At 67.9% G+C, this 26,488-nt stretch carries 26 protein-coding genes; 6 read left to right on the forward strand and 20 right to left on the reverse strand.

Features of this window, described 5'->3' with window-relative positions:
- Window positions 1-59: 59 nt before the first annotated feature.
- From C5F75_RS27875 to C5F75_RS27885, 3 genes are all read right to left on the reverse strand, one after another.
- Window positions 60-1,244: a porin gene (locus tag C5F75_RS27875; protein WP_104013033.1), complete on the reverse strand. Its 1,185-nt coding sequence runs from the start codon at window positions 1,242-1,244 to the stop codon at window positions 60-62.
- A 136-nt stretch (window positions 1,245-1,380) separates the two neighbouring features.
- Window positions 1,381-2,163 (reverse strand): ABC transporter substrate-binding protein, encoded by a 783-nt coding sequence (locus C5F75_RS27880; protein WP_104013034.1) that lies wholly within the window; start codon window positions 2,161-2,163, stop codon window positions 1,381-1,383.
- Window positions 2,164-2,213: 50 nt separating this feature from the next.
- Window positions 2,214-3,335: a M20 aminoacylase family protein gene (locus C5F75_RS27885; protein WP_407641364.1), complete on the reverse strand. Its 1,122-nt coding sequence runs from the start codon at window positions 3,333-3,335 to the stop codon at window positions 2,214-2,216.
- Window positions 3,336-3,518: 183 nt separating this feature from the next.
- On the opposite strand from C5F75_RS27885, the gene C5F75_RS27890 reads away from it, so the two are divergent.
- From C5F75_RS27890 to C5F75_RS27905, 4 genes are all read left to right on the forward strand, one after another.
- The gene (locus tag C5F75_RS27890; protein WP_059579937.1) at window positions 3,519-4,478 is read left to right on the forward strand and encodes a LysR substrate-binding domain-containing protein; all 960 of its coding nucleotides are present in this window, start codon (window positions 3,519-3,521) and stop codon (window positions 4,476-4,478) included.
- Between the two features lie 154 nt (window positions 4,479-4,632).
- Window positions 4,633-4,923, forward strand: a complete 291-nt coding sequence (locus C5F75_RS27895) for a co-chaperone GroES (RefSeq protein WP_011694564.1) — start codon at window positions 4,633-4,635, stop codon at window positions 4,921-4,923.
- 12 nt (window positions 4,924-4,935) lie between these two features.
- The gene (gene groL, locus C5F75_RS27900; RefSeq protein WP_059579935.1) at window positions 4,936-6,576 is read left to right on the forward strand and encodes a chaperonin GroEL; all 1,641 of its coding nucleotides are present in this window, start codon (window positions 4,936-4,938) and stop codon (window positions 6,574-6,576) included.
- 185 nt (window positions 6,577-6,761) lie between these two features.
- Window positions 6,762-7,376 (forward strand): LysE family translocator, encoded by a 615-nt coding sequence (locus tag C5F75_RS27905; RefSeq protein WP_104013036.1) that lies wholly within the window; start codon window positions 6,762-6,764, stop codon window positions 7,374-7,376.
- A 265-nt stretch (window positions 7,377-7,641) separates the two neighbouring features.
- Here C5F75_RS27905 and C5F75_RS27910 read toward each other — a convergent pair whose 3' ends face one another.
- From C5F75_RS27910 to C5F75_RS27975, 13 genes are all read right to left on the reverse strand, one after another.
- Entirely contained in the window at window positions 7,642-9,642 is a 2,001-nt protein-coding gene (locus tag C5F75_RS27910; RefSeq protein ID WP_104013037.1) for a family 2A encapsulin nanocompartment cargo protein cysteine desulfurase, read from the reverse strand.
- Window positions 9,617-10,549, reverse strand: a complete 933-nt coding sequence (locus C5F75_RS27915; RefSeq protein ID WP_104013038.1) for a family 2A encapsulin nanocompartment shell protein — start codon at window positions 10,547-10,549, stop codon at window positions 9,617-9,619. The genes C5F75_RS27910 and C5F75_RS27915 overlap by 26 nt, the downstream gene beginning before the upstream one ends.
- A gap of 137 nt (window positions 10,550-10,686) precedes the next feature.
- Window positions 10,687-10,908: a helix-turn-helix domain-containing protein gene (locus C5F75_RS27920; RefSeq protein ID WP_011356215.1), complete on the reverse strand. Its 222-nt coding sequence runs from the start codon at window positions 10,906-10,908 to the stop codon at window positions 10,687-10,689.
- Window positions 10,905-11,855: a serine O-acetyltransferase EpsC gene (gene epsC, locus C5F75_RS27925; RefSeq protein ID WP_059640414.1), complete on the reverse strand. Its 951-nt coding sequence runs from the start codon at window positions 11,853-11,855 to the stop codon at window positions 10,905-10,907. The genes C5F75_RS27920 and epsC overlap by 4 nt, the downstream gene beginning before the upstream one ends.
- Before the next feature lie 28 nt (window positions 11,856-11,883).
- Entirely contained in the window at window positions 11,884-12,354 is a 471-nt protein-coding gene (locus tag C5F75_RS27930) for a rhodanese-like domain-containing protein (RefSeq protein WP_104013039.1), read from the reverse strand.
- A 372-nt stretch (window positions 12,355-12,726) separates the two neighbouring features.
- The gene (locus tag C5F75_RS27935; RefSeq protein ID WP_104013040.1) at window positions 12,727-14,127 is read right to left on the reverse strand and encodes an amidase family protein; all 1,401 of its coding nucleotides are present in this window, start codon (window positions 14,125-14,127) and stop codon (window positions 12,727-12,729) included.
- A 76-nt stretch (window positions 14,128-14,203) separates the two neighbouring features.
- Entirely contained in the window at window positions 14,204-14,995 is a 792-nt protein-coding gene (locus tag C5F75_RS27940; RefSeq protein WP_059580317.1) for an alpha/beta fold hydrolase, read from the reverse strand.
- A gap of 84 nt (window positions 14,996-15,079) precedes the next feature.
- Window positions 15,080-15,400: a DUF4148 domain-containing protein gene (locus C5F75_RS27945; RefSeq protein ID WP_104013041.1), complete on the reverse strand. Its 321-nt coding sequence runs from the start codon at window positions 15,398-15,400 to the stop codon at window positions 15,080-15,082.
- A gap of 280 nt (window positions 15,401-15,680) precedes the next feature.
- Window positions 15,681-16,223, reverse strand: coding sequence for a cytochrome P460 family protein (locus C5F75_RS27950; protein WP_059579916.1), 543 nt, complete (start codon window positions 16,221-16,223; stop codon window positions 15,681-15,683).
- Entirely contained in the window at window positions 16,223-17,266 is a 1,044-nt protein-coding gene (locus C5F75_RS27955) for an alpha/beta fold hydrolase (protein ID WP_059640422.1), read from the reverse strand. The genes C5F75_RS27950 and C5F75_RS27955 overlap by 1 nt, the downstream gene beginning before the upstream one ends.
- Window positions 17,267-17,520: 254 nt before the next feature.
- Window positions 17,521-18,900, reverse strand: coding sequence for a tripartite tricarboxylate transporter permease (locus C5F75_RS27965; protein ID WP_104013042.1), 1,380 nt, complete (start codon window positions 18,898-18,900; stop codon window positions 17,521-17,523).
- Window positions 18,900-19,397: a hypothetical protein gene (locus C5F75_RS27970; protein ID WP_104013043.1), complete on the reverse strand. Its 498-nt coding sequence runs from the start codon at window positions 19,395-19,397 to the stop codon at window positions 18,900-18,902. The genes C5F75_RS27965 and C5F75_RS27970 overlap by 1 nt, the downstream gene beginning before the upstream one ends.
- Before the next feature lie 87 nt (window positions 19,398-19,484).
- Complete coding sequence (locus C5F75_RS27975) at window positions 19,485-20,771, reverse strand: hydroxymethylglutaryl-CoA reductase, degradative (protein ID WP_099317069.1); 1,287 nt, start codon at window positions 20,769-20,771, stop codon at window positions 19,485-19,487.
- Between the two features lie 164 nt (window positions 20,772-20,935).
- On the opposite strand from C5F75_RS27975, the gene C5F75_RS27980 reads away from it, so the two are divergent.
- Window positions 20,936-22,321: an aminotransferase-like domain-containing protein gene (locus C5F75_RS27980; protein WP_104013044.1), complete on the forward strand. Its 1,386-nt coding sequence runs from the start codon at window positions 20,936-20,938 to the stop codon at window positions 22,319-22,321.
- A 53-nt stretch (window positions 22,322-22,374) separates the two neighbouring features.
- On the opposite strand, the gene C5F75_RS27985 is transcribed toward C5F75_RS27980, so the two are convergent.
- Window positions 22,375-23,652, reverse strand: a complete 1,278-nt coding sequence (locus C5F75_RS27985) for an epoxide hydrolase family protein (protein WP_059579901.1) — start codon at window positions 23,650-23,652, stop codon at window positions 22,375-22,377.
- Window positions 23,653-23,856: 204 nt separating this feature from the next.
- Window positions 23,857-24,561 carry an SDR family oxidoreductase gene (locus C5F75_RS27990; protein ID WP_059580315.1) on the reverse strand — a complete coding sequence of 235 codons (705 nt, stop codon included), beginning with the start codon at window positions 24,559-24,561 and terminating at the stop codon, window positions 23,857-23,859.
- Between the two features lie 134 nt (window positions 24,562-24,695).
- On the opposite strand from C5F75_RS27990, the gene gcvA reads away from it, so the two are divergent.
- The gene (gene gcvA / locus C5F75_RS27995; RefSeq protein WP_059579899.1) at window positions 24,696-25,586 is read left to right on the forward strand and encodes a transcriptional regulator GcvA; all 891 of its coding nucleotides are present in this window, start codon (window positions 24,696-24,698) and stop codon (window positions 25,584-25,586) included.
- A gap of 25 nt (window positions 25,587-25,611) precedes the next feature.
- Here gcvA and C5F75_RS28000 read toward each other — a convergent pair whose 3' ends face one another.
- On the reverse strand, window positions 25,612-26,199 hold the full coding sequence (locus C5F75_RS28000; protein WP_099317068.1) for a pyridoxamine 5'-phosphate oxidase family protein: 588 nt from the start codon (window positions 26,197-26,199) through the stop codon (window positions 25,612-25,614).
- Between the two features lie 94 nt (window positions 26,200-26,293).
- A complete protein-coding gene (locus tag C5F75_RS28005) occupies window positions 26,294-26,485 on the reverse strand; it encodes a hypothetical protein (RefSeq protein ID WP_104013045.1) in 192 nt (63 codons plus the stop codon).
- Between the last annotated feature and the right edge of the window lie 3 nt (window positions 26,486-26,488).

A 26,488-nucleotide genomic window follows, 5' to 3' on the forward strand; every position in this document is an offset into this window, starting at 1 on the left:
CACGGGCGGCGAGCGGCGGACGGCCTCGTGCCGCGCTCGCCGCTTCCCGGATGACCTCGTCAGAACTTGTGACGAATCCCGGCATGCACCATCAATTGCTTCGACGTGGACGACAGATCCGCCGCACCGGGAATGTAAGCCTGGTCGAGCGACGAGCCGGTCGCGTCGCCCGCCACGCGCTGGAATGCGCCCATCAGGTACACGTCCGTGCGCTTCGACAGGTTGTAGTCGGCCATCAGCCCGATCGAATGAATCTTCGGTTTCGCGGAGCCCGTCGTCGCGTCATAGCGCACTGTCGTGTACACGTACTGCGCACCGACGAACAGCGCCGGCGTGAACTGATACTTGCCGTTCACTTCGAAGTTCTGGTACTTGATCGACGTGACCGTGCCGCCCGCGAGCGGGCCCGTCACCGGCTCGATCGTTTCGTCGCCGAACAGGTAGCCGACGTTCGCGCCCGGCCGCGTGACGTTGCTGTTCGTGTAAGCGAAGCCGACCGTCGCGGGCCCCGCCGTGTAGTTGATGCCCGCGCCGAAGATCCGCAACCGCGCCGACGCGAAATTGGCATCGGCGCCGACCGACCCCGAACCGGCGATCGCACCGCCCGACGTCGCACCCGGGTTGTCCGCGTTGAGAAACGCCGCGCCGACGAGCAGGCCGCCGTGCTCGTACTGCGCGCCGACGCTCCATTGCCGGTTGTTCGCGAAGCCCGTGTCGTTGCTGAAGCTGTACGTGCCGCCGAACGAAAAGCCGGAAAAATCCGGGCTCGTGTACTTGACCGTGTTGTTCACGCGAAACGTGTTGCCGGTATTGTCGTTGTCGAACGGATGCGCGAACGGATAGACGCCCCAACTGCCGTTCGCGGTGGTCGGCGCGAGATAGTCGACGAGCGCGTCGTACTGCCGGCCGAGCGTCAGCGTGCCGAACCGTGCGCTGCCGAGCCCGACGTACGCCTGCCGCCCGAACATGCGACCGCCCTGCGCGAGGGTGCCGCTGTTGACGTTGAAACCGTTCTCGATCTGGAACAGCGCGCTGTAGCCGCCGCCGAGGTCCTCGGTGCCCTTCAGCCCCCAGCGGCTACCCTGTGCGAAGCCGCTTGCCATCTGCCACGCGCCGTGCCCGCCGACGTTGTTCGTATAGTCGATACCCGCGTCGACGAGGCCGTAAAGCGTGACGCTGCCTTGCGCGAACGCGGGCGCCGCGCACAGCGCCGGAATCGCGACGAAAACAAATCTCCATTTCATTATATGTAATCCTTATCGATATGATTTACCGTGGCGAGCCGGCGGTTCATGGTCCGCCGCTCGCACAGGTGCGATGCTGCTTCCGTTTCCGGTGCGCGGCGAGCCGCGCACCGTCCCCTCGTGCCGGTCCCGCGCGTTACTTCGCGCCGTAGATGTCGAAGTCGAAGTACTTCCGGTTGATCCGTTGGTACGTGCCGTTCGCGAGAATCGTCGCGAGCGCGCGGTTGAATGCCTCGCGCAGATCGTTGTCCTGCTTGCGCAGCCCGAGTCCGTCGCCCTGCCCGAAGTACTTCACGTCGTCGATCGCCTGGCCGACGAACGCGAAATCCTTGCCCTGCGGCTTCTTCAGGAAACCGTCGCTGGCCGCGATCGACGCCTGGAATGCCGCGTCGAGCCGGCCCGTCACGAGATCGGCGTAGACCTGGTCCTGGTTCTGATACGACACGATCTGCACGCCGGCCGGTTGCCAGTTCGCAATCGCGTAATCGGCCTGCGCGGAACCCTGCTCGACACCTACCCGCTTGCCCTTCAGCGCGGCGGCCGTCGGCAGCAGCGGCGAACCCTTGCGCGCGATCAGCCGCGCGGGCGCGTTCGAGATCCGGTTCGTGAACGTGATCTGCTGCATCCGCTTCGGCGTGATCGTCATCGACGATGCGATCACGTCGAACTTGCGAGCGAGCAGCCCGGGGATCATCCCGTCGAAGCTCGACTCGACCCACACGCAGCGCGCACGCAACTCCGCGCACAACGCGTTCGTGATGTCGATCCCGAAGCCCGTCAGCGTGCCGTCGGGCAGCTTGTATTCGAGCGGCGGATAAGTCGGATCGACCGCGAGGCGAATCTCCTTGCCCGCCCAGTCGCCCGCCTGCGCCGTTCCTGCCGCCAGCGCCACCGCGAGCGCCGCCATCCATGTCTTCATTGCCAGTCTCCTTGCGTGTGTGAATCGTCGATCGAAAGCGTGCGGGCGCCTCACGCGAGGTAGCGCTCCGCCAGCGCAATCCAGTAGCTCGCGCCGATGGCGACGCATGCGTCGTTGAAGTCGTAACCCGGGTGATGCAGCCCGCAACCGCCGACACCGTCGCCGTTGCCGATCGACAGGTAGCTGCCGGGGCACGCTTCGAGCATGAACGCGAAATCCTCGCTGGCCGCGATCGGCTTCAGGTGCGGAATCAGCGCGGCATCGCCGCCCCATTCGCGGGCGACGTCGCGCGCGAACGCGGTCTCCGCCGCGTGATTGACCAGCACCGGATAGTCGTGGCGGTAATCGATCTCGGCCGTCGCGCCGTAACTCGCGGCCTGCCCGTGCACGATCTCGCGAATGCGCGTTTCGAGCAGCGCGCGCACGTCGGGCGAAAGCGCTCGCACGCTGAGCGCGAGCTCCGCATGCGCGGGAATCACGTTCGATGCCGTGCCCGCATGAATCGACCCGGCCGTGACGATGGCCAGATCCTGCGGATTGACGTTGCGCGACACGACGCTTTGCAGCGCCATCACGATCGACGCGCATACGACCACGGGATCGACCGTCAGGTGCGGCGCCGCGCCATGCCCGCCGCGCCCGGTCACACGCACGCGCACCTCGTCGGCCGACGCCATCGCCGGGCCGTCGCAGAAGCCGAGCACGCCGGCCGGCAGGCCCGGCACGTTGTGCATCGCGAACACCGCGTCGCAGGGAAAGCGCGCGAACAGCCCGTCGTCGATCATCCGCTTCGCGCCGCCGAGCCCTTCCTCCGCCGGCTGGAAGATCAGGTTCAGCGTACCCGTGAAGCATGCGCGTTCCGCCAGACAGCGCGCGGCCGCGAGCAACATCGTCGTATGGCCGTCGTGACCGCACGCGTGCATCACGCCGTCGTGCCGGCTCGCATGCGGCAGCCCGGTGGCCTCGCGAATCGGCAGCGCGTCCATGTCGGCGCGCAGCCCGAGCCGCTTCCCGGCGCCGCGCGTGAGCGTGCCGACCACGCCGGTGCCGCCGAGCCCGCGCGTCACCCGATAACCCCACGTTGTCAGATGCTTGGCCACGAGATCGCTCGTCGCATGCTCGTCGAAACCCAGCTCCGGATGCGCGTGCAGCCGGCGCCGCAGCGCGATCATCTCCGCCTCGATCGCCGCCATTTCCGGCTGAATGGATGAATGGTCCAACCCGATTCTCCTCGATGCATTCCGGTTGCCGATCGCCCGAATGACCGATCGTGCCCTAATCGTAGGTAGCGAAAATCCCGTCGAACAGCCGCGGTTTCGTTATGATGACAACCTTTCGTTGTCGGGTATCGCACCATGAGCACGATCAAGCTGCATCAGTTGCAGGCGCTCGTCGCCAGCGCGGAGGCTGGAAGCATTCGCGGCGCGGCACGCTCGCTCGGGCTGTCGCAGGCGGCCGTCACGCGTGCGCTGCGCGAGCTGGAGGCGAGCGAGCGCCTGCCGCTGCTCGTGCGCGCGCCGGAGGGGATCGGCTTCACCGACTACGGCAAGACGCTGCTCACGCACGCGAGGCTCGTGCTGAAACAGCTCGAACACGCGCAGAGCGATCTCGAACGCATGCGCGGCCGCGTCGAGGGCCGACTGAGCATCGGTGTCACGCCGTGGCTCACGATGACGTTCCTCGCGGAAGCGGTGCTGCGATTTCGCGAGCACATGCCCGACGTGCGGCTCGAACTCTACGACGCGCTGATGGCCGTCGCACAACCGCTGCTGCGCGACGGCAGCATGGATTTCGCGCTCGGGCACGTGCAGCCGGGCGGCACGCAGGAATTCGCATGCGAGCCGATGTTGCGCTACGAGACGTCGGTCATGGTGCGCGCCGGCCATCCGCTCGAACGCGCGCGGTCGATCCACGACCTGCTCGACAACGACTGGGTGCTGAACTTCGCGGCCGACGGGCAGGCCGCGCTCGTCGACTATCTGTTCACGCGCCACGGCGCCCGGATCGACGAGCGGCGCATCGTCCGCGCGCAGTCGGTCGCGATGTTGCAGACGATGCTCGAACAGGCCGACATGTGCACGTGGTGCCCGACGATTCTCGCGGCCGTGCCGCCGTCCGGCGACCGGATGCGCGCGTTGTCGCTGAAGGAGACGTTCGAACCGCGCGAGCTCGGCATCGTCACGCGCCGCAGCAGCACGCTCAGCGACGCCGCGCGCTGCTTCATCGATTGCCTGCTGCATGTCATCCGCCGGCACGCGCGATCCGCGCGCAAGGAGGACCTCGCGCTGTTCAAGACGGTGTCGCTGCTGATCTGACGGCCTGCACCGGCTGCTGTTCGTCCATAGCGCATTCGCGCAAATGCTTTTCGAAATCCGTTATTGGATCGCGCCGCCGCGCGTTTTTATACTCGTCAGCACTCTCTGCCAAAGAGTGCCAGCCAATTTCGACAGAACCGCACAGGACGAACCAATGAGCCTACGCCCCTTGCACGATCGCGTGATCGTGAAGCGACTCGATCAGGAAACCACCACCGCGTCGGGCATCGTGATCCCCGACAGCGCCGCCGAAAAGCCCGATCAGGGCGAAGTCATCGCCGTGGGCCCCGGCCGCAAGGACACGGACGGCCAGCGCATCGTGCCCGACCTTCAGGTCGGCGAGCGCGTGCTGTTCGGCAAGTACGCGGGGCAAGCCGTCAAGGTGGACGGCAACGAGTTTCTCGTGCTGCGCGAGGAAGACATCGTCGCGGTCGTCAATCAATAACGGAGCGCAATCATGGCAGCCAAGGAAATCATTTTCAGCGACATCGCCCGGTCGAAACTGACCGAAGGCGTCAACATCCTCGCGAACGCGGTGAAGGTCACGCTCGGGCCGAAGGGCCGCAACGTCGTGCTCGAACGCAGCTTCGGCGCGCCCGTCGTCACGAAGGACGGCGTGTCGGTCGCGAAGGAAATCGAACTCGCGGACAAGCTGCAGAACATCGGAGCCCAGCTCGTGAAGGAAGTCGCGTCGCGCACCAGCGATGCGGCCGGCGACGGCACGACGACGGCCACCGTGCTCGCGCAGGCGATCGTCCGAGAAGGCCAGAAATACGTGGCGGCCGGGCTCAATCCGCTCGACCTGAAGCGCGGCATCGACAAGGCCGTCGCGTCGGCCGTCGACGAACTGAAGAAGATCAGCAAGCCGACCACCACCAGCAAGGAAATCGCCCAGGTCGCGACGATCTCCGCGAACGGCGAGGAATCGATCGGCCAGCGCATCGCCGAGGCCATCGACCGCGTCGGCAAGGAAGGCGTGATCACCGTCGAGGACGGCAAGTCGCTCGCCGACGAGCTCGACGTCGTCGAAGGGCTGCAGTTCGACCGCGGCTACCTGTCGCCGTACTTCATCAACAATCCGGACAAGCAGATCGCCGAGATCGAAAACCCGTACATCCTGCTGCACGACAAGAAGATCTCGAACATCCGCGACCTGCTGCCGGTGCTCGAACAAGTCGCCAAGTCGGGCCGGCCGCTGCTGATCATCGCCGAAGACGTCGAAGGCGAAGCGCTCGCGACGCTCGTCGTGAACAACATCCGCGGGATCCTGAAGACGGTCGCGGTCAAGGCGCCGGGCTTCGGCGATCGCCGCAAGGCGCTGCTCGAGGACATCGCGATCCTGACCGGCGGTCAAGTCATCGCGGAAGAAACCGGCCTGACGCTCGAGAAGGCAACGCTGGCAGAACTGGGCCAGGCGAAGCGCATCGAGGTCGGCAAGGAAAACACCACGGTGATCGACGGCGCGGGCGATGCGAAGAACATCGAGGCGCGCGTGAAGCAGATCCGCGTGCAGATCGACGAGGCGACCTCCGACTACGACCGCGAGAAGCTGCAGGAACGCGTCGCGAAGCTCGCGGGCGGCGTGGCGGTGATCAAGGTCGGCGGTGCGACCGAAATCGAGGTAAAGGAGAAGAAGGACCGCGTCGACGACGCGCTGCACGCCACGCGCGCGGCCGTCGAGGAAGGCATCGTGCCGGGCGGCGGCGTCGCGCTGATCCGCGTGCGGCAGGCGATCCGCGAACTGAAGGGCGCGAACGCCGATCAGGACGCGGGCATCAAGATCGTGCTGCGCGCGCTCGAGGAACCGCTGCGCCAGATCGTCACGAATGCGGGCGAGGAAGCGAGCGTCGTCGTCGCGAAGGTCGCCGAAGGCACGGGCAACTTCGGGTACAACGCGCAGACGGGCGAGTACGGCGATCTCGTCGAATCGGGCGTGCTCGATCCGACCAAGGTCACGCGCACCGCGCTGCAGAACGCGGCGTCGGTGGCCGGGCTGCTGCTGACGACGGATGCGACCGTGTTCGAAGCGCCGAAGGACGCGGCGCCGGCCGCCGCGCCGGGCGGCCCGGGTGCGGGCGGGCCGGGGTTCGATTTCTGACGACGCGGCAGCGTGCGCGCCGGTTTGTCGGCGTGCGCGCGGTTGGGCAGAATCCTGCAACAACGCGTGGCGACGGAAGTCGTCACGCGTTGTTTGCTTTGGCGCCACGGAATGCCGGGTTCGACGAAGCCGCCTGCCGCGCTCGGGTAAGATCAAGATCCGTTCCGCCACGCCGCTTCCACCCCATGTCACCCATCGCCAACACCCTGCTGCCGCTCGCCGGCGTCCTGCTGCTGAGCGTCGCCAGCCCGGGCCCGAACTTCGTGATCGTCACCTCCACCGCGGTCGCGTCGCGTCGCGCCGGCGTGATGACGGGGCTCGGCCTGGCCGCGGCGTCCGGCACCTGGGCCGCGATCGCGATCGGCGGGTTGAGCCTGCTCGTCACGCACGTCGCATGGGTTCACACCGCACTGCGGCTGGCGGGCGCCGCGTACCTGATCTGGCTCGGCCTGAAGATGATCGCGACCGCGCGCAAGCCGCTGCCCGTTTCCGCGCCGGCCGCGATGTCCGACTGGCACGCGGCGAGAAAGGGCTACGTCGTCAGCATGACGAACCCGAAATCCGTCGCGTTCTACGGCAGCATCTTCGCGCTGATGGTGCCGGCCCACGCGCCGGCGTGGCTCGATCTGTCGGTCGTCGCGCTGTCGGTCGCGATCTCGGCCGCATGGTATTGCACGATGGCGCTGCTCGCGTCGCACCCGTCGGTGCGCCGGCTGCTGGTCCAGCGCAAGGCCGTGCTCGATACGGCGGCCGGGCTGTTGCTGATAGGGGTCGGCGGGCGGATGCTGGCCGGACGTTGATTCGCTGCATATTTGTCCGTTTCGAATGCTCGCCGTTCACCTGCCGTACCGCGCCGGCGCGCATTCCCGCGCACGCCTGAACACGAGGTCGATACGGTCATCGCGCATCGCAACGCGTGCGTTCGATCACGTGCGTGCTGCGCGACGGGTTCAACGTCGAGAAGAAGCCGGTCGTGCGCTTCTGACCGGGTAGCATGAAAACGCTTGCGGCGGCCCGCGAAGGCCGCCGCAAGTGGACAACATCGGCGCAACGAGAACGACGACGTCAACGTCGCGCCGCCAGTCTCCTGACGACACTCACCAGCGCATCGACTTCGTCGCACGTGTTGTAGAACGCGAGCGACGGCCGCACCGTGGCCTCGAGCCCGAAACGCCGCAGGATCGGTTGCGCGCAGTGGTGCCCCGAGCGCACCGCGATGCCCTCTTCGTTCAGCGCCTGCCCGACTTCCTCGGTTTCATAGCCCTTCAGCACGAACGACAGCACGCTCGCCTTGTCGCGCGCGGTGCCGACGAGCCGCACGCCCGGCACCGGCGCGAGCACGCTCGTCGCATACGCGAGCAGATCGTGCTCGTAGCGCGCGATGTTCTCGATGCCGACGCGGTTCACGTAATCGAGCGCGGCACCCAGCCCCACCGCATCCGCGATGTTGCCGGTACCGGCTTCGAAGCGGTTCGGCGGCGGCTGGAACACCGTGCGCTCGAACGTCACGTCCGCGATCATGTTGCCGCCGCCCTGCCACGGCGGCATGTCGTCGAGGATCGCGCGCTTGCCGTACACGACGCCGATCCCGGTCGGCCCGTAGATCTTGTGCCCGGAGAACACGAAGAAATCCGCATCGAGCGCCTGCACGTCCACCCGCATGTGCGAGATCGACTGCGCGCCGTCGACCAGCGCCTTCGCGCCCGCGCGATGCGCGAGCTCGACGATCTCCTTCACCGGCACGACCGTGCCGAGCGCGTTCGACACCTGCGTGACGGACACGATCTTCGTGCGATCGTTGAGCAGCTTCCGGTATTCGTCGAGCAGTACCTGCCCCGAATCGTCGACCGGAATCACGCGCAGCTTCGCGCCTTTCTGCGCGGCAAGCTGCTGCCACGGCACGATGTTCGCGTGATGCTCGAGATGCGACACGACGATCTCGTCGCCTTCGCCGACGTTCTGCACGCCCCACGTCTTCGCGATCAGGTTGATCGCCTCGGTCGTGCCGCGCACGAACACGATCTCGTCGGGCGACGATGCGCCGATGAAGCGCTGCACCGTTTCCCGCGCATGCTCGTACGCATCCGTCGCGCGGCCCGCCAGTGCGTGGGCCGCGCGGTGGATGTTCGAGTTCTCGTGTGCGTAGAAGTACGCGAGGCGGTCGATCACGGCCTGCGGCTTGTGCGTCGTCGCCGCGTTGTCGAACCAGACGAGCTGCTTGCCGTTCACGCGCTCCTGAAGGATCGGGAAATCGCGGCGGACCGCGTTCACGTCGAACGGCGGGTGGGCGCCGCGATACGGCTGGCCCTGCGGCTCGGCCGCCTGCGCATCGTCGATGAAATAACGCGGCACGTCGGCGCCCGACCCACGCGACACCGGCACGTCGCGACGCACGGCGAGCAGTTCGCGCAGCGCGTCGTCGCCCGGCAACCCGAACGCTTCCGGCGACGCGAGGCCGTTCGACGGCACGACGATGTCCTGCGGCGTCGCCTGCCAGCCCTGCAGCGAACCGTCGGTGAAGTAGTACGGCGACGCCTTCGTCGCGCCTTCCGGTGCGGCCGCGTTCACCTGCGGCACGCCGAGCGCCGCGCCGCCGACCCGCGGTTCGAGCGCGGGCGCGATCGACACGGCGTTGTCGGGCAGCCCGTTCTGCGCGGCCGCATGCGGCGCGAGCGCGGGTGCGCGGTTGCCGAGCGACAACACATGCGTCGGCGCGGACGGCGCGAGGTTCGCGCCCGGTACCTTGCCTTGCGGCAGCGCGAGCCCCGGCACGCCGGTGCCCGCTCCGCCCGGGCCTGCAAGCGGAGAGCCGCCCGGCACCGGGTTGCTGACCGACGCGAGGATCGGCGCCGCCGCCGGCAATGCCGACGGCACGCCGCCGACCGCGCCGCTGCCCGCCGACAGCCCGGGCGCGGTGGCCTGCCCGGGCGGCGTCGCGAAGAACTCGGACGCGAGCCGCGCAAGCGTCGCCGGATCGGGCAACCCGGCCGGCAGCGGCGCGTGCGGCAACGCGTGCGCGTCGCCGGCGGCCACGCCGGGATTAACGATAGGTGTCGGGATAGTCATGGAACTTGGCGATTTCGACGTCATCGAGGACAGCCAGCGCATCCGGCGAATGGACCGCGAGCGAGCAATACAGCGAGATCAGGTACGACGCGATCGCCTGGTTGTTGATCCCCATGAAGCGGACCGACAGGCCCGGCCCCTGCTCGCCCGCGACGCCCGGCTGATACAGGCCGACGACGCCCTGGCGCTTGTCGCCGACGCGCAGCAGCAGGATCTTGGTCTTGCCGTCCGCGACCGGCACCTTGTCCGACGGGATCAGCGGAATGCCGCGCCACGTGAGGAACTGCGAGCCGAACAGGCTGACCGTCGGCGGCGGCACGCCGCGCCGCGTGCATTCGCGGCCGAACGCGGCGATCGCGAGCGGGTGCGTGAGGAAGAACGCCGGCTCCTTCCACACCTTCGTCAGCAGCTCGTCGAGATCGTCCGGCGTCGGCGCGCCCGTCAGCGGGAAGATCCGCTGTTCGTCGGTCACGTTCGCGAGCAGCCCGTAATCGGGATTGTTGATCAGCTGGCTTTCCTGCAGCTCCTTGATCGTCTCGATCGTCAGGCGCAGCTGTTCCTTGATCTGGTCGTGAGGACTGCTGTAAAGATCGGAGATCCGCGTATGCACGTCGAGCACCGTGCTCACCGCGTTCAGGAAGTATTCGCGCGGCTGTTCCTCGTACGGCACGAAGGTCTGCGGCAGCACGCTTTCGTCCTCGAGCTGCGTGCACGCGGCGCGCACGGCTTCCGGGTTCTTCACCTGGTTCAGCCGATAGATGCCGGCCTCGACCGGCACCCATTGCAGCAGATGGGTCAGCCAGCGCGGCGTGATCGTGGAAAGCTGGGGGACGGTCTTGGTAGCGTTCGCTAGTTGGCGGGCGGCGTGATCGCTCAGCGCGGCCATGCCGCTTGCAACGGTCGACATGTGTGGCTCCGGGTTCTTAAGATGAAAAACGGGATTGCTTATGACGCTCGGTGATTATCGGAAGCACACCCGTGCCGGCTCAACATGCTATAGCCGTCAGGGGCGTGCAACCGAAGGGGAAACGATGCGGCGCGAGCTCAGGTGACGTACGCGCCCGGCAGCAGCGTCGAGATCGACACGTCGAAAGCGCGCGCGATCTTGTCGGCCGTGACGATCGACGCGATCGCCTCGCCACGCTCGATCTCGCCGACGTACGAGCGGTTCAGCCCCGCATGCTCGGCCAGTTGCTCCTGCGACCACGTGCGCGCTTCGCGCAGCTTGCGCACGTTGGCGCCGAAGTGATGGATGAGGTCGCTCATCGCGCCTCCCAGGCGACGCGCGCCGCCGTGCGCGGCGCGGCGTTCGCTTCGCTGCGCAGCACGGCCTGCGTGACGTTTTCGCCGGGCGGCACGTCCTGCGTGAGCCACACGTTGCCGCCGATCACCGCGCCGCGCCCGATCGTCACGCGGCCGAGAATCGTTGCGCCCGCATAGATCACCACGTCGTCCTCGACGATCGGATGGCGGGCCAGCCCTTTCTCCAGATGGCCGGCCGCATCGCGCGGGAAGCGCTTCGCGCCGAGCGTGACGGCCTGGTACACGCGCACGCGCTCGCCGATGATCGCCGTCTCGCCGATCACGACGCCCGTGCCGTGATCGATGAAGAAGCCCGCGCCGATGCGCGCGCCCGGATGAATGTCGATGCCCGTTTCCGCATGCGCCTGCTCGGCGATGATCCGCGCGAGCAGCGGCAGGCCGAGCCCGTACAGCTCGTGTGCGAGCCGGTGGTGGATCATCGCGAGGATGCCCGGGTAGCACAGCAGCACCTCGTCGACGCTGCCGGCCGCCGGATCGCCGTGGAAGGCGGCCAGCACGTCGCTGTCGAGCAGCCGGCGAATCTCCGGCAGGCGCGCGGCGAATGCCTGCACGGCCTTCGACGCGACTTCGTCGAGGTTGTCGAGCGGCCCGTCGGCATTGCGCTGACGCGCCGCGTAGCGCAATTCGAGCGTCACTTGAGTGAGCAGCGCATTCAGCGCCGCGTCGAGCGCGTGGGCCACGTGAAGGTTCTCGCTTTCCTGCCGCAGGTCGGGCGGCCCGAGCCGCATCGGGAACAGCACGCCCTTCAGCGCGCCGACGATCTGCGCGAGTGCCTCGCGCGCCGGCAAATCGCGCCCGCCCGGTTCAAGCGAGCGCCGCTGCTTTTCGCGCCATGCGCGGCGCACCGTCTGCAGCGATTGAACGATGTCGTCGATGTCGAACGCGGCCATGCTGCTTTCTCCCCGTAACGGCCGTGAATCAATCCTGCGCCCAGGGCAGGCCGCGAAAGCGCCAGCCGTTGCGGCCGCCGCGATGCTGCCGGTCGTCGAGGTCGCCCTCGAAGCCTTCGAGCACGTTGAATACCTGCGTGAAACCGCCCTTCGTGGCAGCCTCGGCCGCCTGCGCCGAGCGGTTGCCGCTGCGGCACAGCAACAGCACGACCGCATCCTTGCCGGTCTTTGCTTCCAGCTCGCGCACGAAGCGCGGGTTGCGCGTCAGGCTCGTGCCGGTCGCCCACGGCACGTGCAGCGACTCCGGCACGTAACCGACGAATTTCCGTTCCTCGGCCGTGCGCACGTCCACCAGCAATGCATCGCCCGCCGCGAACAGCGCCCACGCGGCTTGCGGCGCGACGCCGCCCGCGTAGGGCGTGCCGGCCGCCACGGCTGCCGCGCGCGCGTCTTCGAGCGCCTGCTGCGCAGCGGTTCGTTCTTGCAGTTCAACCGTCATGACACTTCCTCGTTCTCGCAGATTCGTATGAACAAAAACACCGGGAATGCGGCCGTCGCAGCTTGCGTGCTGTCTATAGCCGTCAGCGCCACTATGCGAGTGCGGTCCGGGAAGCAGAACCAATAAAAATTCATTTCCTAATCAGCGCCGCGGGGAATGCAATAGCGGACGCGCGCTATCGGCGCGCGGTCGATCGCGGGCTGGAAATGGAGGGCGATGGCCGTTCGATGTCGTGCATCGAAGGGGGTGAAAAGAAAGGAGGGGGACGATCGACGCGCATTTCGCGCGTCGTCATGGAATCCGAAATGACACGGGCCACGCGATGCACCGACGAAGCCGCCGAGCCTCGCCGATGCGCGCGCCGTCGACACATCACGCCACCGGATCGACCGGCGCAACCGGCGCGCCACGCGCCTCGATATCGCGCCCGGCAAGCAGACACAGATCCTCGCGATGATGCGTGGCCACCACCTGCACGCCCACCGGCACGCCGTTCACGAGCGACGTCGTGACGGCCAGCCCCGGCAGCCCCATCGCGGGCAGCGCGCGCAACGTGAGCTGCGCTTCCCACACGCGCTCGAACCCGTCCGGCCCTTGCCGGTCGAGATCGTCCGGAAACGGCAGTTCCGCGGAAACAGGCAGCAGCAACACCGCATATTCATCGAGAAACAGCCGCCACTGCCGCGTCAGCGTCGTGCGTCGAACCAGTGCGCGACTGATCACGTCGGCCGGCAGGTCGCGCACCTTGCCGCGCACGGCGGCGATCACCGCGGCCGCGCCCGGATCGCCGTCTTGCTCGACCGCGTTCGCCAGCGCGTCGAACCCGTCGCCCAGCCACAGCTGCTCCTGCAGCAGCGCCGCCTCGCGCATCGGCGGCGTATCGTCGATCTCGTCGACGGTCCAGCCTGCATCGACGAGCCGACGCGCGGCATCGCGCAACGCGGCCTCGACTTCGGGCACGACCTCGAGGCCACGCGGACGCACGCACAACGCCGCGCGCTTCGGCACCGCGCGCCCGTCGAACGGCACCGCGACGTGCCACGGATCGCGCGCGTCCGGTGCGGAGAACGCCCGCAGCGCGAGCGACAGATCGTCGATCGTGCGCGCGATCGGCCCAGCCGTCGACATCAGTTGCGCGCCGATCGCCCGCTCGGGCGACGATGCATTGAACGCCGGCACGCGGCCGAGCGACGGCCGGATGCCGTGTACGCCGCACGCATAGGCCGGGTAACGCACCGAGCCGCCGATGTCGGTGCCGACCGCGAGCGGGCCGATCCCGGCCGCGACGGCCGCCGCCGCGCCGCCGCTCGATCCGCCCGGCGTCAGCGACGGATTACGCGGATTGCGCGTGCGGCCATGCACGAGATTCGACGTGAACCAGCGCAACGCGAACGTCGGCGAATTGGTGCGGCCGAGCAGCACCCCGCCGGCCTTGCGGATGTTCGCGACCACCGGGCTGTCGGCTTGCGCGATCAGGCTCTCCTGCAAGCGCGTACCGTTGGTCGTCGCGAAGCCGGCCTGGTCGACGTTGATCTTCACGGTGACGGGTACGCCCGCGAGCGGCCCCGGATCGTCGCCGCGCGCGATCGCGCGATCGACTTCGTCGGCCTGCCGCCGCACGTCGTCGGGGCGATGCTCGACCACCGCGTTGATCGCTGGATTCACGGCGTCCAGCCGGTCGAGCACGGATTCCGCCACGTCGCGCGCGGACACTTCACGCTGCCGCACGCGCTTCGCGAGTTCGGTTGCCGACAGTTGCCAGAGTTGCGTCATCACTTCTCCTGGTGGAAAGACATCGCCATCACTCAAGGCGCCGCGCATCCTCACGAAGGCGCGGCGCCGCATTCGCTCACTGCGTATCGTGCTTCGTGCGCTCGGCGGCGGCGATGATCGCATCGGCCACGGCTTTCGGCTGGCTCAGCATCGCGACATGGCTGCCGTTCACGCGCGCGACCGTCGCGCCGATCCGCTTCGCCATCGCTTCCTGCAGCTTCGGATCGATCATCCGGTCCTGCGTCGCGACGACGAACGTCGACGGCTTCGCATGCCACGCGGCCTGCGTGACCTTCTCCGAGATGCAGCCACCGTACCACGGCCCTTGCGTCGCCGCGACGATGCGCTGCTGCGCGGGCGGCAGATCCGGCGCGAAATCCTGCGCGATCGCCTTGTCCGACAGCCGCGCGAAACCACCCGCGTCCTTGCGCAACTCGCCCGCCCACGACGGCGCCGGCAGCCCTTGCGTGACGTCGGCGATCGACTGGCCGTTGTCGGGCGCGAACGCCGCGACGTACACGAGCGACTTCACCTTGTCGTCGTTGCCCGCGTCGCTGATCACGACGCCGGCCCACGAATGGCCGACCAGCACGACCGGCCCTTTCTGTTCGTCGATCGTGCGTTTCGTCGCGGCCGCATCGTCGGCGAGCGAACTCAGCGGATTCTGCACCGACACCACGTGCAGCCCGCGCGCCTCGAGCAGCGGAATCACGCGGTTCCAGCTCGACCCGTCGGCGAACGCGCCGTGCACGAGCACGACGTTGGTGCCCTTCAGGTCTTCCTTCGGTGCGGCCTGCGCCGCGACCGCACCGAACAGTCCGCCGACTACCGCGGCGGATACCAGAACGCGTTTCATCAAACCGGCCATCGTCATGCTCCTTTCTTCTTCGTGTTGTTCAAGTGAAGTGCTTCAGTGCGCGCCACACCTCCGTGAGGCAGGCGCGGCGACCGATCACGAATGCGCGTACAGGTCGTTGGCGGCGTCGCGATGGCCGGCCGACGTCGACGCATCGGCCACGTTGTCGCCTTGCGACTTCGACGGGCCGTTCTGGTCCGAGCGTGCGACCTGCTGCGCGGCGGCGACGGCTTGTTCCGCGGCCGCGATATCGTCCGGGTAGTGCGCTTCGCTGCCGGCCGGGTTGTAGCCGGCCTGCTCGAGGCGGATGAGGTCGGCGCGCACTTCGGCACGCGTGAGGCCGTGGCCCGTATCGGCGAACGACAGGGCCGGAGCGATGGCGAGGACGGCAACGGCGAGGATTCGAGCGGCTTTCATGAGAGTTCTCCTTGAAGGAAGTTGGGGTGTCGATCACTTGGCATTCGGCGTGAACGTCTGGCGCTGAACGCTTGCTGCATGTCGACAGTAGAACCCGCGCACGTATCCGGCATGTTTCCGAAACCGGGGCGTTCTGCATGCCAGTTTTTCAGGAACGACCGCAGATACAGTGCGATACAAACGCGCGTGATCCGTTTCGCCCCCCCGCCGCGCACCGCATGAAAAAAAAGCGTGCCTCGCAAGGCACGCCTTTCCATCCACTTCACGCCGCCGTGTCACGTCACGGCGCGAGCCGCGTGAACACGTAATCGTGATTCTTCACGCGCGCCTGGTGACACGCAAAGCACGTCTGATGCTGGCCGATGTCGGCGGGCACGCCGTTGATGAAGCGTCCGAAGCCCCAGCCGCCCGTCGATGCATAGCGGCGCGAGTCCTTCACCATCACCTGCACGGTCGTCGCCTGCCCGGGCACCGTCGCCGGCGGAAACTCGTCGGACTGCTTGCGCTTGTACGCGAGCTTCACGAGGATCGTGCCATCCGGAAACGGCAGCGTCGCCTTTTCGAGCGCGCGGATCGCGACCGGATTGCCGAGCACCACGCGCAACTCGTCGAGCGGCGCGGCTTCCTCTGCCGGCGCAACCATTTCCCATTTGCGATAGCCGGGCGGAATCGTCACGCCGTAGATCGGCGACGCGGCCGCGGCCGGCTTCGGCTGTTCCGCGAACGCGGCCGGCCCGCTCGCCGACCACGCACCGGCCAGCAGCACGCCCGCGGCGACCACCCGGCGCGCACCGCGCCGCCACACTCCCACGCGCGCCCGCATCACAGATGCTCCACTTGCAGGATCGCATCGGCGAATGCCTGCGGTGCTTCCTGCGGCAGGTTGTGGCCGATGCCGCCGGTGATCGTCCGGTGCTGGTACTTGCCGGTGAACTTCTTCGCGTACGCGGCCGGCTCCGGATGCGGCGCGCCGTTCGCGTCGCCTTCCATCGTGATCGTCGGCACGGCGATCGCGGGGCCTGCCGCGAGACGCCGCTCGATGTCGTCGTATTGCGCTTCGCCCTTCGCGAGCCCGAGGCGCCAGCGATAGTTGTGGATCACGACGGCCACGTGGTCGGGATTCTGGAACGACGCGGCCGTGCGCGCAAACGTTTCGTCGGAGAACTGCCACTTCGGCGACGCGAGCTGCCAGATCAGCTTGTTGAACGCATCGCGGTTCTGCGCGTAGCCGAGTTCGCCGCGCTCCGTCGTGAAATAGAACTGGTACCACCACTGCAGCTCGGCCTTCGGCGGCAGCGGCTTGGCGTTCGCCGCCTGGCTGCCGATCAGGTAACCGCTCACCGACACCAGCGCCTTCACGCGCTGCGGCCACAGCGCCGCGATGACGTCGGCCGTGCGCGCGCCCCAGTCGTAGCCGCCGAACACCGCGCGGTCGATCTTCAGTGCATCCATCAGCGCGACGATGTCGACGGCCGTGACGGCCTGCTGGCCGTTGCGCACCGTGTCGGCCGAGCGGAACGTCGTCGAGCCGTAGCCGCGCAGGTACGGCACGATCACGCGATAGCCGGCCGCGACGAGCAGCGGCGCGACTTCGGCATAGCTGTAGATGTCGTACGGCCAGCCGTGCAGCAGGAACACGGCCGGGCCGTTCTTCGGGCCGAGATCCGCATACCCGACGTTGAGCACGCCCGCGTCGATCTGGTGGATCGTGCCCAGCGACGCGGCGCCGGCCGCACGCTTGCCGGCCGATGCGTCGGGCGCGGACTGCGCATGCGCAAGCGCGCTGAAGCCGAGGTCGGCCAGGCTGAGGCTCGCCAGCGTCGAGCCCAGGATCAGGCGGCGGCGGGTGTTCACGTTATCGGACATGACTGGTTCTCCATTGTCGATCGCTAAGGAAGGGGCCCGCGGCACGTGCGGGCAATCCGGTATCGTCGTTCGCAGCGGCGGCGCATCGCACCGCGCCGTCGTGTGAATCGCTTCACCGGTTTTATATCCGAACGGACCGGGCGCTTTGTATCCCAACGTATCTGTGTGCGAACACGACAAAAAGCGATTCAAAAATCGTCGGAAAAGCGACGTTTCGCCGCGATGGCCGGGCATCCGCGACCGGCGCCGGTGCGTCAGAACAGTTTGGCGATCGCGGGCACGCTGAGCACCGCGACGTAATAGCCCATGAACTGCACGCCCGTGTTGAACGCGAACAGGCGCGACAGCATTCCGCCGAACAGGCCGATCGTCACGATCACGGCGAGCCCGAGCAGTTGCCCTTCCCACACGCCGATCACGACGATCAGCCCCGCGAAGGTCGCGATGATCGCTTCATGGCTCAGCTTGCGCGCGACGAACGACGCCGCGCGGTGCGCGTGGTGCATCGCGAGCGGATACGCGATCAGCGCGGCCAGCACGATCGACAGCAGCCCGTAGCCGAGGAACGCCGGCCAGCTCATCAGCGTATGCAGGTTGTGGATCTGCCCGCTCGCCGCATCGACCGTGAAGCGCGGCGGCGCATTGAACAGCGGCGCCGCGGGGCCGGCCGCCACCGGGCTCAGCGGCAGCCCGAACGCGATCAGCGGAATCAGCGCTTCGGCGATGTAGGTCGCCTCGGTCACGCCGTTGCGCGCGGCGATCACGGTCGTCAGGCGCTGGTACGCATGACGCACGCGCGCACCGACGATCTCGCCCATCAGCACCGTCATCGCGACCGGGCTGAACACGAACGTCGCGCTCGACACGGCGGCCGTGCCGACCGTCCATGCGACCTGCTTGCGGTCGAGCACCTTCAGCGGATTCGGGAAGTAGCCGCGCCAGCTTTTCACGTCGGGCGCGAGCACGAACGTCGACGGCCCGTCGCGACGCATGCGCCGCCGCTCGGCAGGCGACAGGATCGAGAACAGGTCGGCCACCAGCGGCCCGATCGCGATCCCGAGGAAGTAGCTGACGCTCAGCTTCACGCCGTAACGACCGGTGAGCGCCTGCAAGCCGACCACCAGCATCACGAACGGCACGAGCAGCAGTACCGACGCCCATCGCCCGGCGGAGAAATACGCGATGCCGACGGCCGCCGCGAGGAACACCCACGGCGCCGCCTTCGCGATCGCCGCGCCGAACGGCGCGAGCAGCGACGCGAACAGCACCGCGAGCGGCAGTGCGACGAACGCCGCGACGATCGCGCCGGAGATCATCTTGCGCAGCGCGATGTGCGGCACGCCGAGCGCGCGCAGCAGCGTCGCCTGTTGCAGCAGCGGCGCGGCCATCGTGTCGCCGGGAATACCGAGCAGCGCGGTCGGGATCGCGTGCGTGATGTGCTTGGCCACCGCGCCCGCGAGGAAGAACGTGAACACGCCGGCCGGCGGCACGCCGAGCAGCGCGACGAGCAACGTGAGCGGCGCGATCGTCGTCGTTTCGTCGGTGCCGGAGATCAGGCCGATGGCGGAGAACACGATCGCGCCCAGCAGCCCCATCGCGAACGCGGCCGGCAATGCATGCAGCAGCGCGTCCATCAGCGGCCTCCCGCGCGGGCGCGCCCGGTGGAGGCGTCGTACGACGCGAACAGGTCGAGCAACCCGAGTTCCTCCATCTCGGCGCGCGCGGCGGGCGACAGGTCGTTCGTCGAGCCGAGCCCGCCCGATGCTTCGGCGAGTTGCCGCAATGCGTCGTCGCGCTCGGCGCCGCCCGCCGCATGTTCGATCACCGTGCGCTTCGGCTTGAACAGCCGCGCGCAGATCGCACCGGCCAGCAGGCAGCCGCCCAGGCCGATCAGCATCGCGTAAGCGCGTGCGATCGCCGCGTCGTGCACGAACGATGCGAGCGCGATGCGGCCGACCTCGAACGCGCCGAGGCTGATCGCGATGCCGAGCAGCACCGACCACGCAAGATGCTTCGTCGCCACCGTATCGCCCCATACCTCGACGAGCGTCGTGGCCGCCGCATCGGCGCCGGCCAACGGCCGGGCGCGATGCGGCGCGGGTGCGACGGCGCTTGAACCGGTCTGTTCCATGTGTCTCCTCCTGGTTTGATATGTCGCCGGCCATGCCGGCGCGGCGCGCAGCGCGCCGCCTGTATCGCGCGGCGTGCAGCGCGCGGGTCAGCCGCCGCTGCGGCCCGCGAGCAACGCGACGGCGAAATCGGTACGCACGTCCTTCGCCGCGACCATCTGCTGCGCGATCCGGTCGATGTCGGCCCCCGTCGCACCGGCCGCGACGGCGATGTTGCGCGCATGCAGCGCCATGTGTCCGCGCTGGATCCCTTCGGTCGCGAGCGCGCGCAGCGCACCGAGATTCTGCGCAAGCCCGACCGCGACCGCAATTTCGCCGAGCTCCTGCGCCGACGTCACGTTCATGATCTTCAATGCAAGGCGCGCGAGCGGATGCGTCTTCGTCGCGCCGCCGACGAGCCCGACCGGCATCGGCATCTCGATCGTGCCGACGAGGTCGCCGTTGGCGGCCTTCTCCCACGTCGTCAGCGACGTATAGCGGCCGCTGCGGCTCGCGTACGCATGCGCGCCGGCCTCGACCGCGCGCCAGTCGTTGCCGGTCGCGACCACCACCGGATCGATGCCGTTCATGATGCCCTTGTTGTGGGTCGCCGCGCGGTACGGATCGGTCGCCGCGAACACGTATGCGTCGATCACGCGGTCGATCACGTCCTCGCCGGCGTAATCGTCGGTCGCGAGCGTCGCCGCCGAGTACCGTACCTGCGCGCGCGCCAACCGCAAATCGGCGAGGTTGGACAGTATCCGCAACCGTACCTGGCCGCCGGTAATCGCCTCGATGCGGGTCGCGACGGTTTCGGCCATCGTGTTCACCGTGTTCGCGCCCATCGCGTCGCGCACGTCGACGATCAGGTGCGCGACGATCATCGCGCCGCGCGGCGTGTCGGGGAACACATGAACCTCGATGTCGCGACAGCCGCCGCCGAGGCCGACCAGCACCTTGTCGCGGCTGTTCGCGAGGGCGATCAGTTCGGCCGCGTGCCGCAGGATCGCGAGCCGCGCGCCGTACGGATCGCCGACGCCGATCACCTGCACCTGCGCACGCATCAGCGGGCCGCTGCTGGACGTGCGGAAGCCGCCGGCCGCGCGGGAGAGCTTCGCCATATACGATGCGGCCGCAACGATCGACGGCTCCTCGACGGCCATCGGCACGATCACGTCGCGATCGTTGATCCGGAAGTAGCCGGCCACCGCCATCGGCAGTTCGAACGTGCCGATCACGTTCTCGATCATCCCGTTCGCGGTCTCGAGCGGCAGCGCGCCCGGTTTCGCGAGCAGCGCGTGCTCGGCGTCGTCGAGCCCGACGATGCGGGACAGGTGGGACAGGCGTTGCTCGGGCGTGAGCGAGCGGAAGTTCGGCAAGGCGGAATCGATCGGCATGATGGGTCGGCTGTTTCGGGGTGGCGGTGTAGCCCGTCGGCGCTTGCGGCAGGCAGCGGATAGCCGAATAATAGTCACGCTGTACCCATTGAAAAGGTACAGACGGCGCAGACAGTCATCCACCCGTACCCATGACAGCGGGCCGGCCCCGACGGAACATTCCGATGAAACAGCGTGCGAAAGCCAGCCTGTCTGGCGCAATGGCGGACAATCTGGCCAGACAGATAGAAGAAGGGGTGTTGCCGGCCGGTGCGAAACTGCCGTCGATCAGGGAATACGCCGAGGCGTCCGGCTGCTCGAAGAACACCGTGATCAGCGCGTTCGAGATGCTCGCGGCCGATGGCCTGATCGAGCCGCGCCGCGGCTCGGGCTTCTTCGTCACGCGGCGCGCGGCCGCCGTGCCCGACATCGACGAGCCGAGCTCGCTCGACCGCGCGATGGACATCGTGTGGCTGATGCGCGAGCAACTGCACGTGAAGCCCGACGTGCTCAATCTCGGCGAAGGCTTCCCGCCGATCGAGTGGCTCGAGGAAACGCGGCTGAACCAGTACCAGCAGCGCATCATGCGCACGAGCGCCGCGTCGCTGTTCCGCTACGGCAGCCGCTTCGGCTATCTGCCGCTGCGCCAGTCGCTGCAGCAGAAGCTCGCCGGCTACGAGATCGAGGCGCCGCCCGCGCAGATCGTGCTCACGCACGGCGCGAACCAGGCGATGGACCTCGTGCTGCGCTACTTCGTGCGTCCCGGCGATACCGTGCTCGTCGACGATCCCGGCTACTACCCGCTGTTCGGCAAGCTCAAGCTGAGCGGCGCGAACATCGTCGGCGTGCCGCGCGAGATCGACGGCCCCGACGTCGCGAAACTGGCCGAGCATGTCGCCGCGTACCGGCCGAAGCTGTTCTTCACGCAATCGGTCGGCCACAACCCGACCGCGACCGATACGAGCGCGGCCAAGGCACACCGCATTCTGCAGCTCGCCGACGCGCACGATCTGATCATCGTCGAGGACGATGCGCTCGCCGACCTGCGGCCGCGCTCGCTCACGCGCATCGCGACGCTCGACCAGCTGCGCCGCACCATCTATATCGGCAGTTTTTCGAAATCGGTGTCGGCGGCCCTGCGTGTCGGGTTTCTCGCGTGCAATGCGGCGCTTGCCAGCGATCTCGCCGACGTGAAGATGCTGACGCACGTCAGCAGCTCGGAATACTGCGAACGCACGCTCGACGCGATCGTCAGCGATGGCCATTTCCTCCGGCATACGATTCATCTTCAGGAGAAGTTGCGGCGCGCGACCGGTACCGCACTCGATGCGCTCGGCCGCCTCGGCGCGGAGGTCTATCGGCCCTGTGACCAGAGCCTGTATCTGTGGGCCGCGCTGCCCGGCTGGCCCGATTCGATGCAGCTCGCGCAGGCAATGCTCGAGCGTGGCGTGATTCTCGCGCCCGGTGCGGTGTTTTCGCCGCAGGCCGATCGTCCGTCGAGGTATTGCCGCTTCAACGTTGCGTATCTCGCGGACAAGCGGTTTGCGCAGGCCTTGCAGGCGGTTACCTGAAAACGAACACGGGCCGCGCCACCGCCTGGCCCGCATTCGTCGTGCAACCGCGCTTACACGCGCCGCAACGGCCGGAACCCGGCACGCACTTCACGCGCAAACAGTTCCGGCTCCTCCCATGCGGCGAAGTGCCCGCCCTTGTCGACTTCGTTGAAGTAGATCAGGTTGTGATAGCTGCGCTCCGCCCAACTGCGCGGCGCCTGGTAGATCTCGCCCGGAAACACCGTGATCGCGGCCGGCAGCGAGATATCCACCGCGTTGAAGTTGTTCGAGTGATCCTCCCAGTAGATCTGCGCGGCGGACGTCGCGGTGTTCGTCAGCCAGTACAGCGAAATATCGTCGAGAATCTCGTCGCGCGGAATCGAGCGTTCGGGCACGCCGCCGCTGTACGTCCACTGCGAGATCTTGTCGTACATCCACGCGGCCTGTCCGGACGGCGAATCGGCCAGCGCATAGCCGACCGTCTGCGGCCGCGTGACCATCATCGCCGAGTAGCCGCAGTTGTCGCGGTAGAACGTCGCGAGCTTCTCGTACGCGGCCTTCTCCTTCGGCGACAGCGACGCCGGCGCCGGCGCATCGACCTGGAGCAGCGTCGCGATGTCCGGCGGCACCGTCGCCGGCATGTTCACGTGAATCCCGACGAGGCCCTGCACGCGCTGCATCGCCATCCGGTGCGAAATCACCGAGCCGCAGTCGCCGCCCTGCGACACGAAGCGCGTATAGCCGAGCCGCGCCATCAGCTCGCCCCACGCGCGCGCGATGTGATCGGAACCCCAGCCGGTCTTCGTCGGACGGCCCGAGAAGCCGAAACCCGGCAACGACGGCACGACGACGTGAAACGCGTCGTCCGCGCTCGCGCCGTGCGCGGTCGGGTCGGTCAGCGGGCCGATCGCCTTCAGCAGCTCGAAGACCGAGCCGGGCCAGCCGTGCGTCATGATCATCGGCATCGCGTTCTCGTGCCGCGAGCGCACGTGGATGAAATGAATGTCGAGCCCGTCGATTTCCGTGATGAACATCGGGAAACCGTTCAGGCGCGCCTCGCCCTTGCGCCAGTCGTAGTCGGTGCCCCAGTAGCGCAGCAGCGCCTGCATGCGCGCGAGCCGCACGCCCTGCGATTCGTCGGCGACGGTTTCGCGGCCCGGCCAGCGCGTCGCGGCAATGCGGCGGCGCAGGTCGACCACGGCTTCATCGGGAATGTGCGCGGTGAACGGGCGTATGCCGCTCGCGCCGGTCGCGGCATGCAGCGCGGTGGGCAGCATCGCCGAGACCCCGGCGGCCACGGAAGTGGCCAGCAGGTGGCGACGCATCGGGGAAAACGGTGTGGAAGACATCGTTCGGCATCCTTTCGTGAAGTGGAAAGTGAAGATGCCGCGCGCGGGATCGCGCCCAGGCTTTCGATCCGGCGCGCCCTCGTCACGCGGCGTCGCCCATTTGAAAGGTCTGATGTATCCGGGATTTGTCTGATTTGTACGCGTTTGTAGCGGCTGCACCGCGAGCGGGCGGCCCGCGCCGCCGCTCGCTCGCCGCTGCGGCGCTCAGAGCGCCTTGACGATCGCGCCGTCGACGCGAATGTTCTGCCCGGTGATGTAGCCCGCACCGTCCGACAGCAGGAACGCGACCGTCTTCGCGATCTCGCCGGTCTTGCCGAAGCGGCCGGCCGGAATGCGCGCGACGATCTCCGGCGTTTCCGGCCAGCTGTCGATGAAGCCCGGCAGCACCGCGTTCATCCGGATGTTCTCGGCCGCATAGCGTTCCGCGTACAGGCGCGTCCATGCGCTCAGCGCCGCGCGCAGCGCCGATGACACCGGCATCGGTTGCTCGGGCGCGTCCGCCGCGAAGCTCGAGATGTTCACCACCGCGCCGCCGCCCTGCTTCTGGAAGATCGGCGTCACGCGGCGCATCACGCGCACCACGTTCAGCAGGATCAGGTCGAGCCCCGCGTGCCAGTTGTCGTCGGTGATCGCCAGCAGTTCGCCCTTCGGCGGATGGCCGGTATTGTTCACGACCGCGTCGATCCGCCCGTAGCGGGCGACCGTTTCCTGCACGAGCGTGTCGATATCGGCTTCGTCCGTCACCGAGCCCTTGATGCCGAACCCGCCCAGTTCCTCGCCGAGCGCCACCGCGCTGCCCGACGGCGACATCAGCGCGACGCGATAGCCCGTCGCCGCCAGTTCGCGCGCGATCGCCGCGCCCATGCCCTTGCCCGCCGCCGTGATCAACGCCACTTTTTCTACAGTCACGATGTGCTCCTTGCTCCGATTCCGCCGCCGCGCAGCCGCCATTCGGCGCGCCATGGTGGTAATGTAGGCGCATCGATTCCGGCTGTCGAACCAGTATTTCTGCCGCCAGCCGATAGTTTTTCTACAGTCTGACGATGCCGCCACGCCCTTCCCGCCTGCCGCCGCTGAATGCGCTTCGCGCGTTCGAAGTCTCGGCGCGACACCTCAATTTCCGCGCCGCCGCCGACGAGATCGGCGTCACGCAGGGCGCCGTCGCGCAGCAGGTGCGCCACCTCGAGGACGTGCTCGGCCTGAAGCTGTTCGAGCGCCTGCCGCGCGGCCTCGCGCTCACGCACGACGGCGCCGCTTATTTTTCCGACGTGCAGCGCGCGCTGCATGCGATCGCCGACGCCACCGACAAGCTCGTGAAACGGCGCGCCGCGCTGACGATCAGCACGACGCCGTCGTTCGCGTCGAAGTGGCTGATCCCGCGGCTCGCGCAGTTCACCGACGCGCATCCCGACTACGACGTGCGCGTGATCGCCGACCCGCAGATCGCGACGTTCCGCCACGACGGCGTCGATCTCGCGATTCGCTACGGCAAGCCGCCGTTCGGCAAGCATCTCGTCACCCATGCGCTGTTCCCGCTCGACGTGTGCGCGGTGTGCAGCCCTTCGCTGCTGACCGCGCCGGCTTCGCCGCGCGCGCTTGCCGGCCAGGTGCTGCTGCACGACGCGCACGACCTGTGGCCCGAGTTCCTCGCGGCGATGCCCGAACCGGTCGACGTCGATCCGCACAAGGGGCTGCGCTTCAACCAGACGTCGCTCGCGATCGATGCGGCCGTCGCCGGCCAGGGCATCGCACTCGCGACCGAGCCGCTCGTCGAGCGCGACATCGCCGCCGGACGGCTGTGCAAGCCGTTCGACTTCGCGTTTCCGCTGTCGATGGGGTTCTATCTCGTGTATCCGGCCGAGCGCCGCGACGACGGTGCGATCGCGGTGATGCGTGAGTGGATGATTCAAGCCGCGTCGGACGGGCGGCCTTGAGCGGCTCGAGCGCGTTCGGCCCGCTTCAGGGCGCGATCCAGCGGGCTTCGTAGCGGTTTTCGTTCAGGTCGAATACCGCTCGGCGATGGCCGGCGCGCGCGAGTTCGAGCCAGTCGATGCGTGTCACCGTCATGTGGATCAGGCAGAAGTTTTCGTAGCCGTCGCCGGTTGGTGCGGTGCTGTCGACATGTGCGGCTTCCGGAGACGCGACCGGCGTGCCGGGCGGCAACGGTGCTCGATACAGCAGCAGCGTATGCGGGCGGCTCGATGCCCAGAGCGCGCGCCGTTGCGTTTCGTCATCGCAGACCGATGCAATTCCTTCCGCGCGAATCTGCACGAGCGCGTCGAGATCATTGGCGACGATCGAGATACGCGGATCGCGACGCAACTCCGCGACCTTCGCCGAGCGCGCATCGGTATGAAACGACAGCACGCGCTCGACGCGGTTCACCTGACGCAACACGATCGTCCGGACCTTCGGTGCGCCATCGAGACCGAGCGTCGCCGCCTGCAACATCGTGAACGGCGAGCGCTGAACGCTGACGCCGGATTCGAGGCAGGACCAGATGCGGTCGTACGTTTGCGCGAGCGATTCGGAGGTCGAGTCGGACATGGGGCGGCGGCGATCGTCGGTGTTTCGATCGCGCAAGCTTAACCGTTCGTTTCGCCGACGGCTCGCATCCGGTGCGCCGCCGCGCCTGTGCCAGTCAGTTGTAGCCGAGCACCACCGGCGCCGCATCGCCGGCATCGGTCGCCGGCTCCGCGCCGAAGCGGCCGAGCACGTCGGCCACATACTGCGGCCCGGCGCTGATCTGCGACGAGCGATGCTTCGCCGGCCGCTTGTCGCCGCCGCTCGCCGCTGCGCGCGTCGATGCCGTTTCGTTGACGGTGATGGTCATGCC

The organism is Burkholderia anthinoferrum, from assembly GCF_002925705.1.
GTDB lineage: Bacteria > Pseudomonadota > Gammaproteobacteria > Burkholderiales > Burkholderiaceae > Burkholderia > Burkholderia semiarida.

Bases quoted from the DNA above. Each gene is read 5' to 3' on its own strand.
- C5F75_RS27890 (WP_059579937.1), top strand. From the start codon at position 3,519: ATGAGCACGATCAAGCTGCATCAGTTGCAGGCGCTCGTCGCCAGCGCG.
- C5F75_RS27930 (WP_104013039.1), bottom strand. From the start codon at position 12,354: ATGACGGTTGAACTGCAAGAACGAACCGCTGCGCAGCAGGCGCTCGAA.
- C5F75_RS27905 (WP_104013036.1), top strand. From the start codon at position 6,762: ATGTCACCCATCGCCAACACCCTGCTGCCGCTCGCCGGCGTCCTGCTG.
- C5F75_RS27915 (WP_104013038.1), bottom strand. From the start codon at position 10,549: ATGTCGACCGTTGCAAGCGGCATGGCCGCGCTGAGCGATCACGCCGCC.
- C5F75_RS27980 (WP_104013044.1), top strand. From the start codon at position 20,936: ATGAAACAGCGTGCGAAAGCCAGCCTGTCTGGCGCAATGGCGGACAAT.
- C5F75_RS27950 (WP_059579916.1), bottom strand. From the start codon at position 16,223: ATGCGGGCGCGCGTGGGAGTGTGGCGGCGCGGTGCGCGCCGGGTGGTC.
- C5F75_RS27880 (WP_104013034.1), bottom strand. From the start codon at position 2,163: ATGAAGACATGGATGGCGGCGCTCGCGGTGGCGCTGGCGGCAGGAACG.
- C5F75_RS27975 (WP_099317069.1), bottom strand. From the start codon at position 20,771: ATGCCGATCGATTCCGCCTTGCCGAACTTCCGCTCGCTCACGCCCGAG.
- C5F75_RS27895 (WP_011694564.1), top strand. From the start codon at position 4,633: ATGAGCCTACGCCCCTTGCACGATCGCGTGATCGTGAAGCGACTCGAT.
- C5F75_RS27965 (WP_104013042.1), bottom strand. From the start codon at position 18,900: ATGGACGCGCTGCTGCATGCATTGCCGGCCGCGTTCGCGATGGGGCTG.
- C5F75_RS27910 (WP_104013037.1), bottom strand. From the start codon at position 9,642: ATGACTATCCCGACACCTATCGTTAATCCCGGCGTGGCCGCCGGCGAC.
- C5F75_RS28005 (WP_104013045.1), bottom strand. From the start codon at position 26,485: ATGACCATCACCGTCAACGAAACGGCATCGACGCGCGCAGCGGCGAGC.
- C5F75_RS27945 (WP_104013041.1), bottom strand. From the start codon at position 15,400: ATGAAAGCCGCTCGAATCCTCGCCGTTGCCGTCCTCGCCATCGCTCCG.
- C5F75_RS27935 (WP_104013040.1), bottom strand. From the start codon at position 14,127: ATGACGCAACTCTGGCAACTGTCGGCAACCGAACTCGCGAAGCGCGTG.
- gcvA (WP_059579899.1), top strand. From the start codon at position 24,696: ATGCCGCCACGCCCTTCCCGCCTGCCGCCGCTGAATGCGCTTCGCGCG.
- epsC (WP_059640414.1), bottom strand. From the start codon at position 11,855: ATGGCCGCGTTCGACATCGACGACATCGTTCAATCGCTGCAGACGGTG.
- C5F75_RS27885 (WP_407641364.1), bottom strand. From the start codon at position 3,335: ATGATCGCGCTGCGGCGCCGGCTGCACGCGCATCCGGAGCTGGGTTTC.
- C5F75_RS27940 (WP_059580317.1), bottom strand. From the start codon at position 14,995: ATGGCCGGTTTGATGAAACGCGTTCTGGTATCCGCCGCGGTAGTCGGC.
- C5F75_RS28000 (WP_099317068.1), bottom strand. From the start codon at position 26,199: ATGTCCGACTCGACCTCCGAATCGCTCGCGCAAACGTACGACCGCATC.
- C5F75_RS27985 (WP_059579901.1), bottom strand. From the start codon at position 23,652: ATGTCTTCCACACCGTTTTCCCCGATGCGTCGCCACCTGCTGGCCACT.
- groL (WP_059579935.1), top strand. From the start codon at position 4,936: ATGGCAGCCAAGGAAATCATTTTCAGCGACATCGCCCGGTCGAAACTG.
- C5F75_RS27955 (WP_059640422.1), bottom strand. From the start codon at position 17,266: ATGTCCGATAACGTGAACACCCGCCGCCGCCTGATCCTGGGCTCGACG.
- C5F75_RS27875 (WP_104013033.1), bottom strand. From the start codon at position 1,244: ATGAAATGGAGATTTGTTTTCGTCGCGATTCCGGCGCTGTGCGCGGCG.
- C5F75_RS27920 (WP_011356215.1), bottom strand. From the start codon at position 10,908: ATGAGCGACCTCATCCATCACTTCGGCGCCAACGTGCGCAAGCTGCGC.
- C5F75_RS27970 (WP_104013043.1), bottom strand. From the start codon at position 19,397: ATGGAACAGACCGGTTCAAGCGCCGTCGCACCCGCGCCGCATCGCGCC.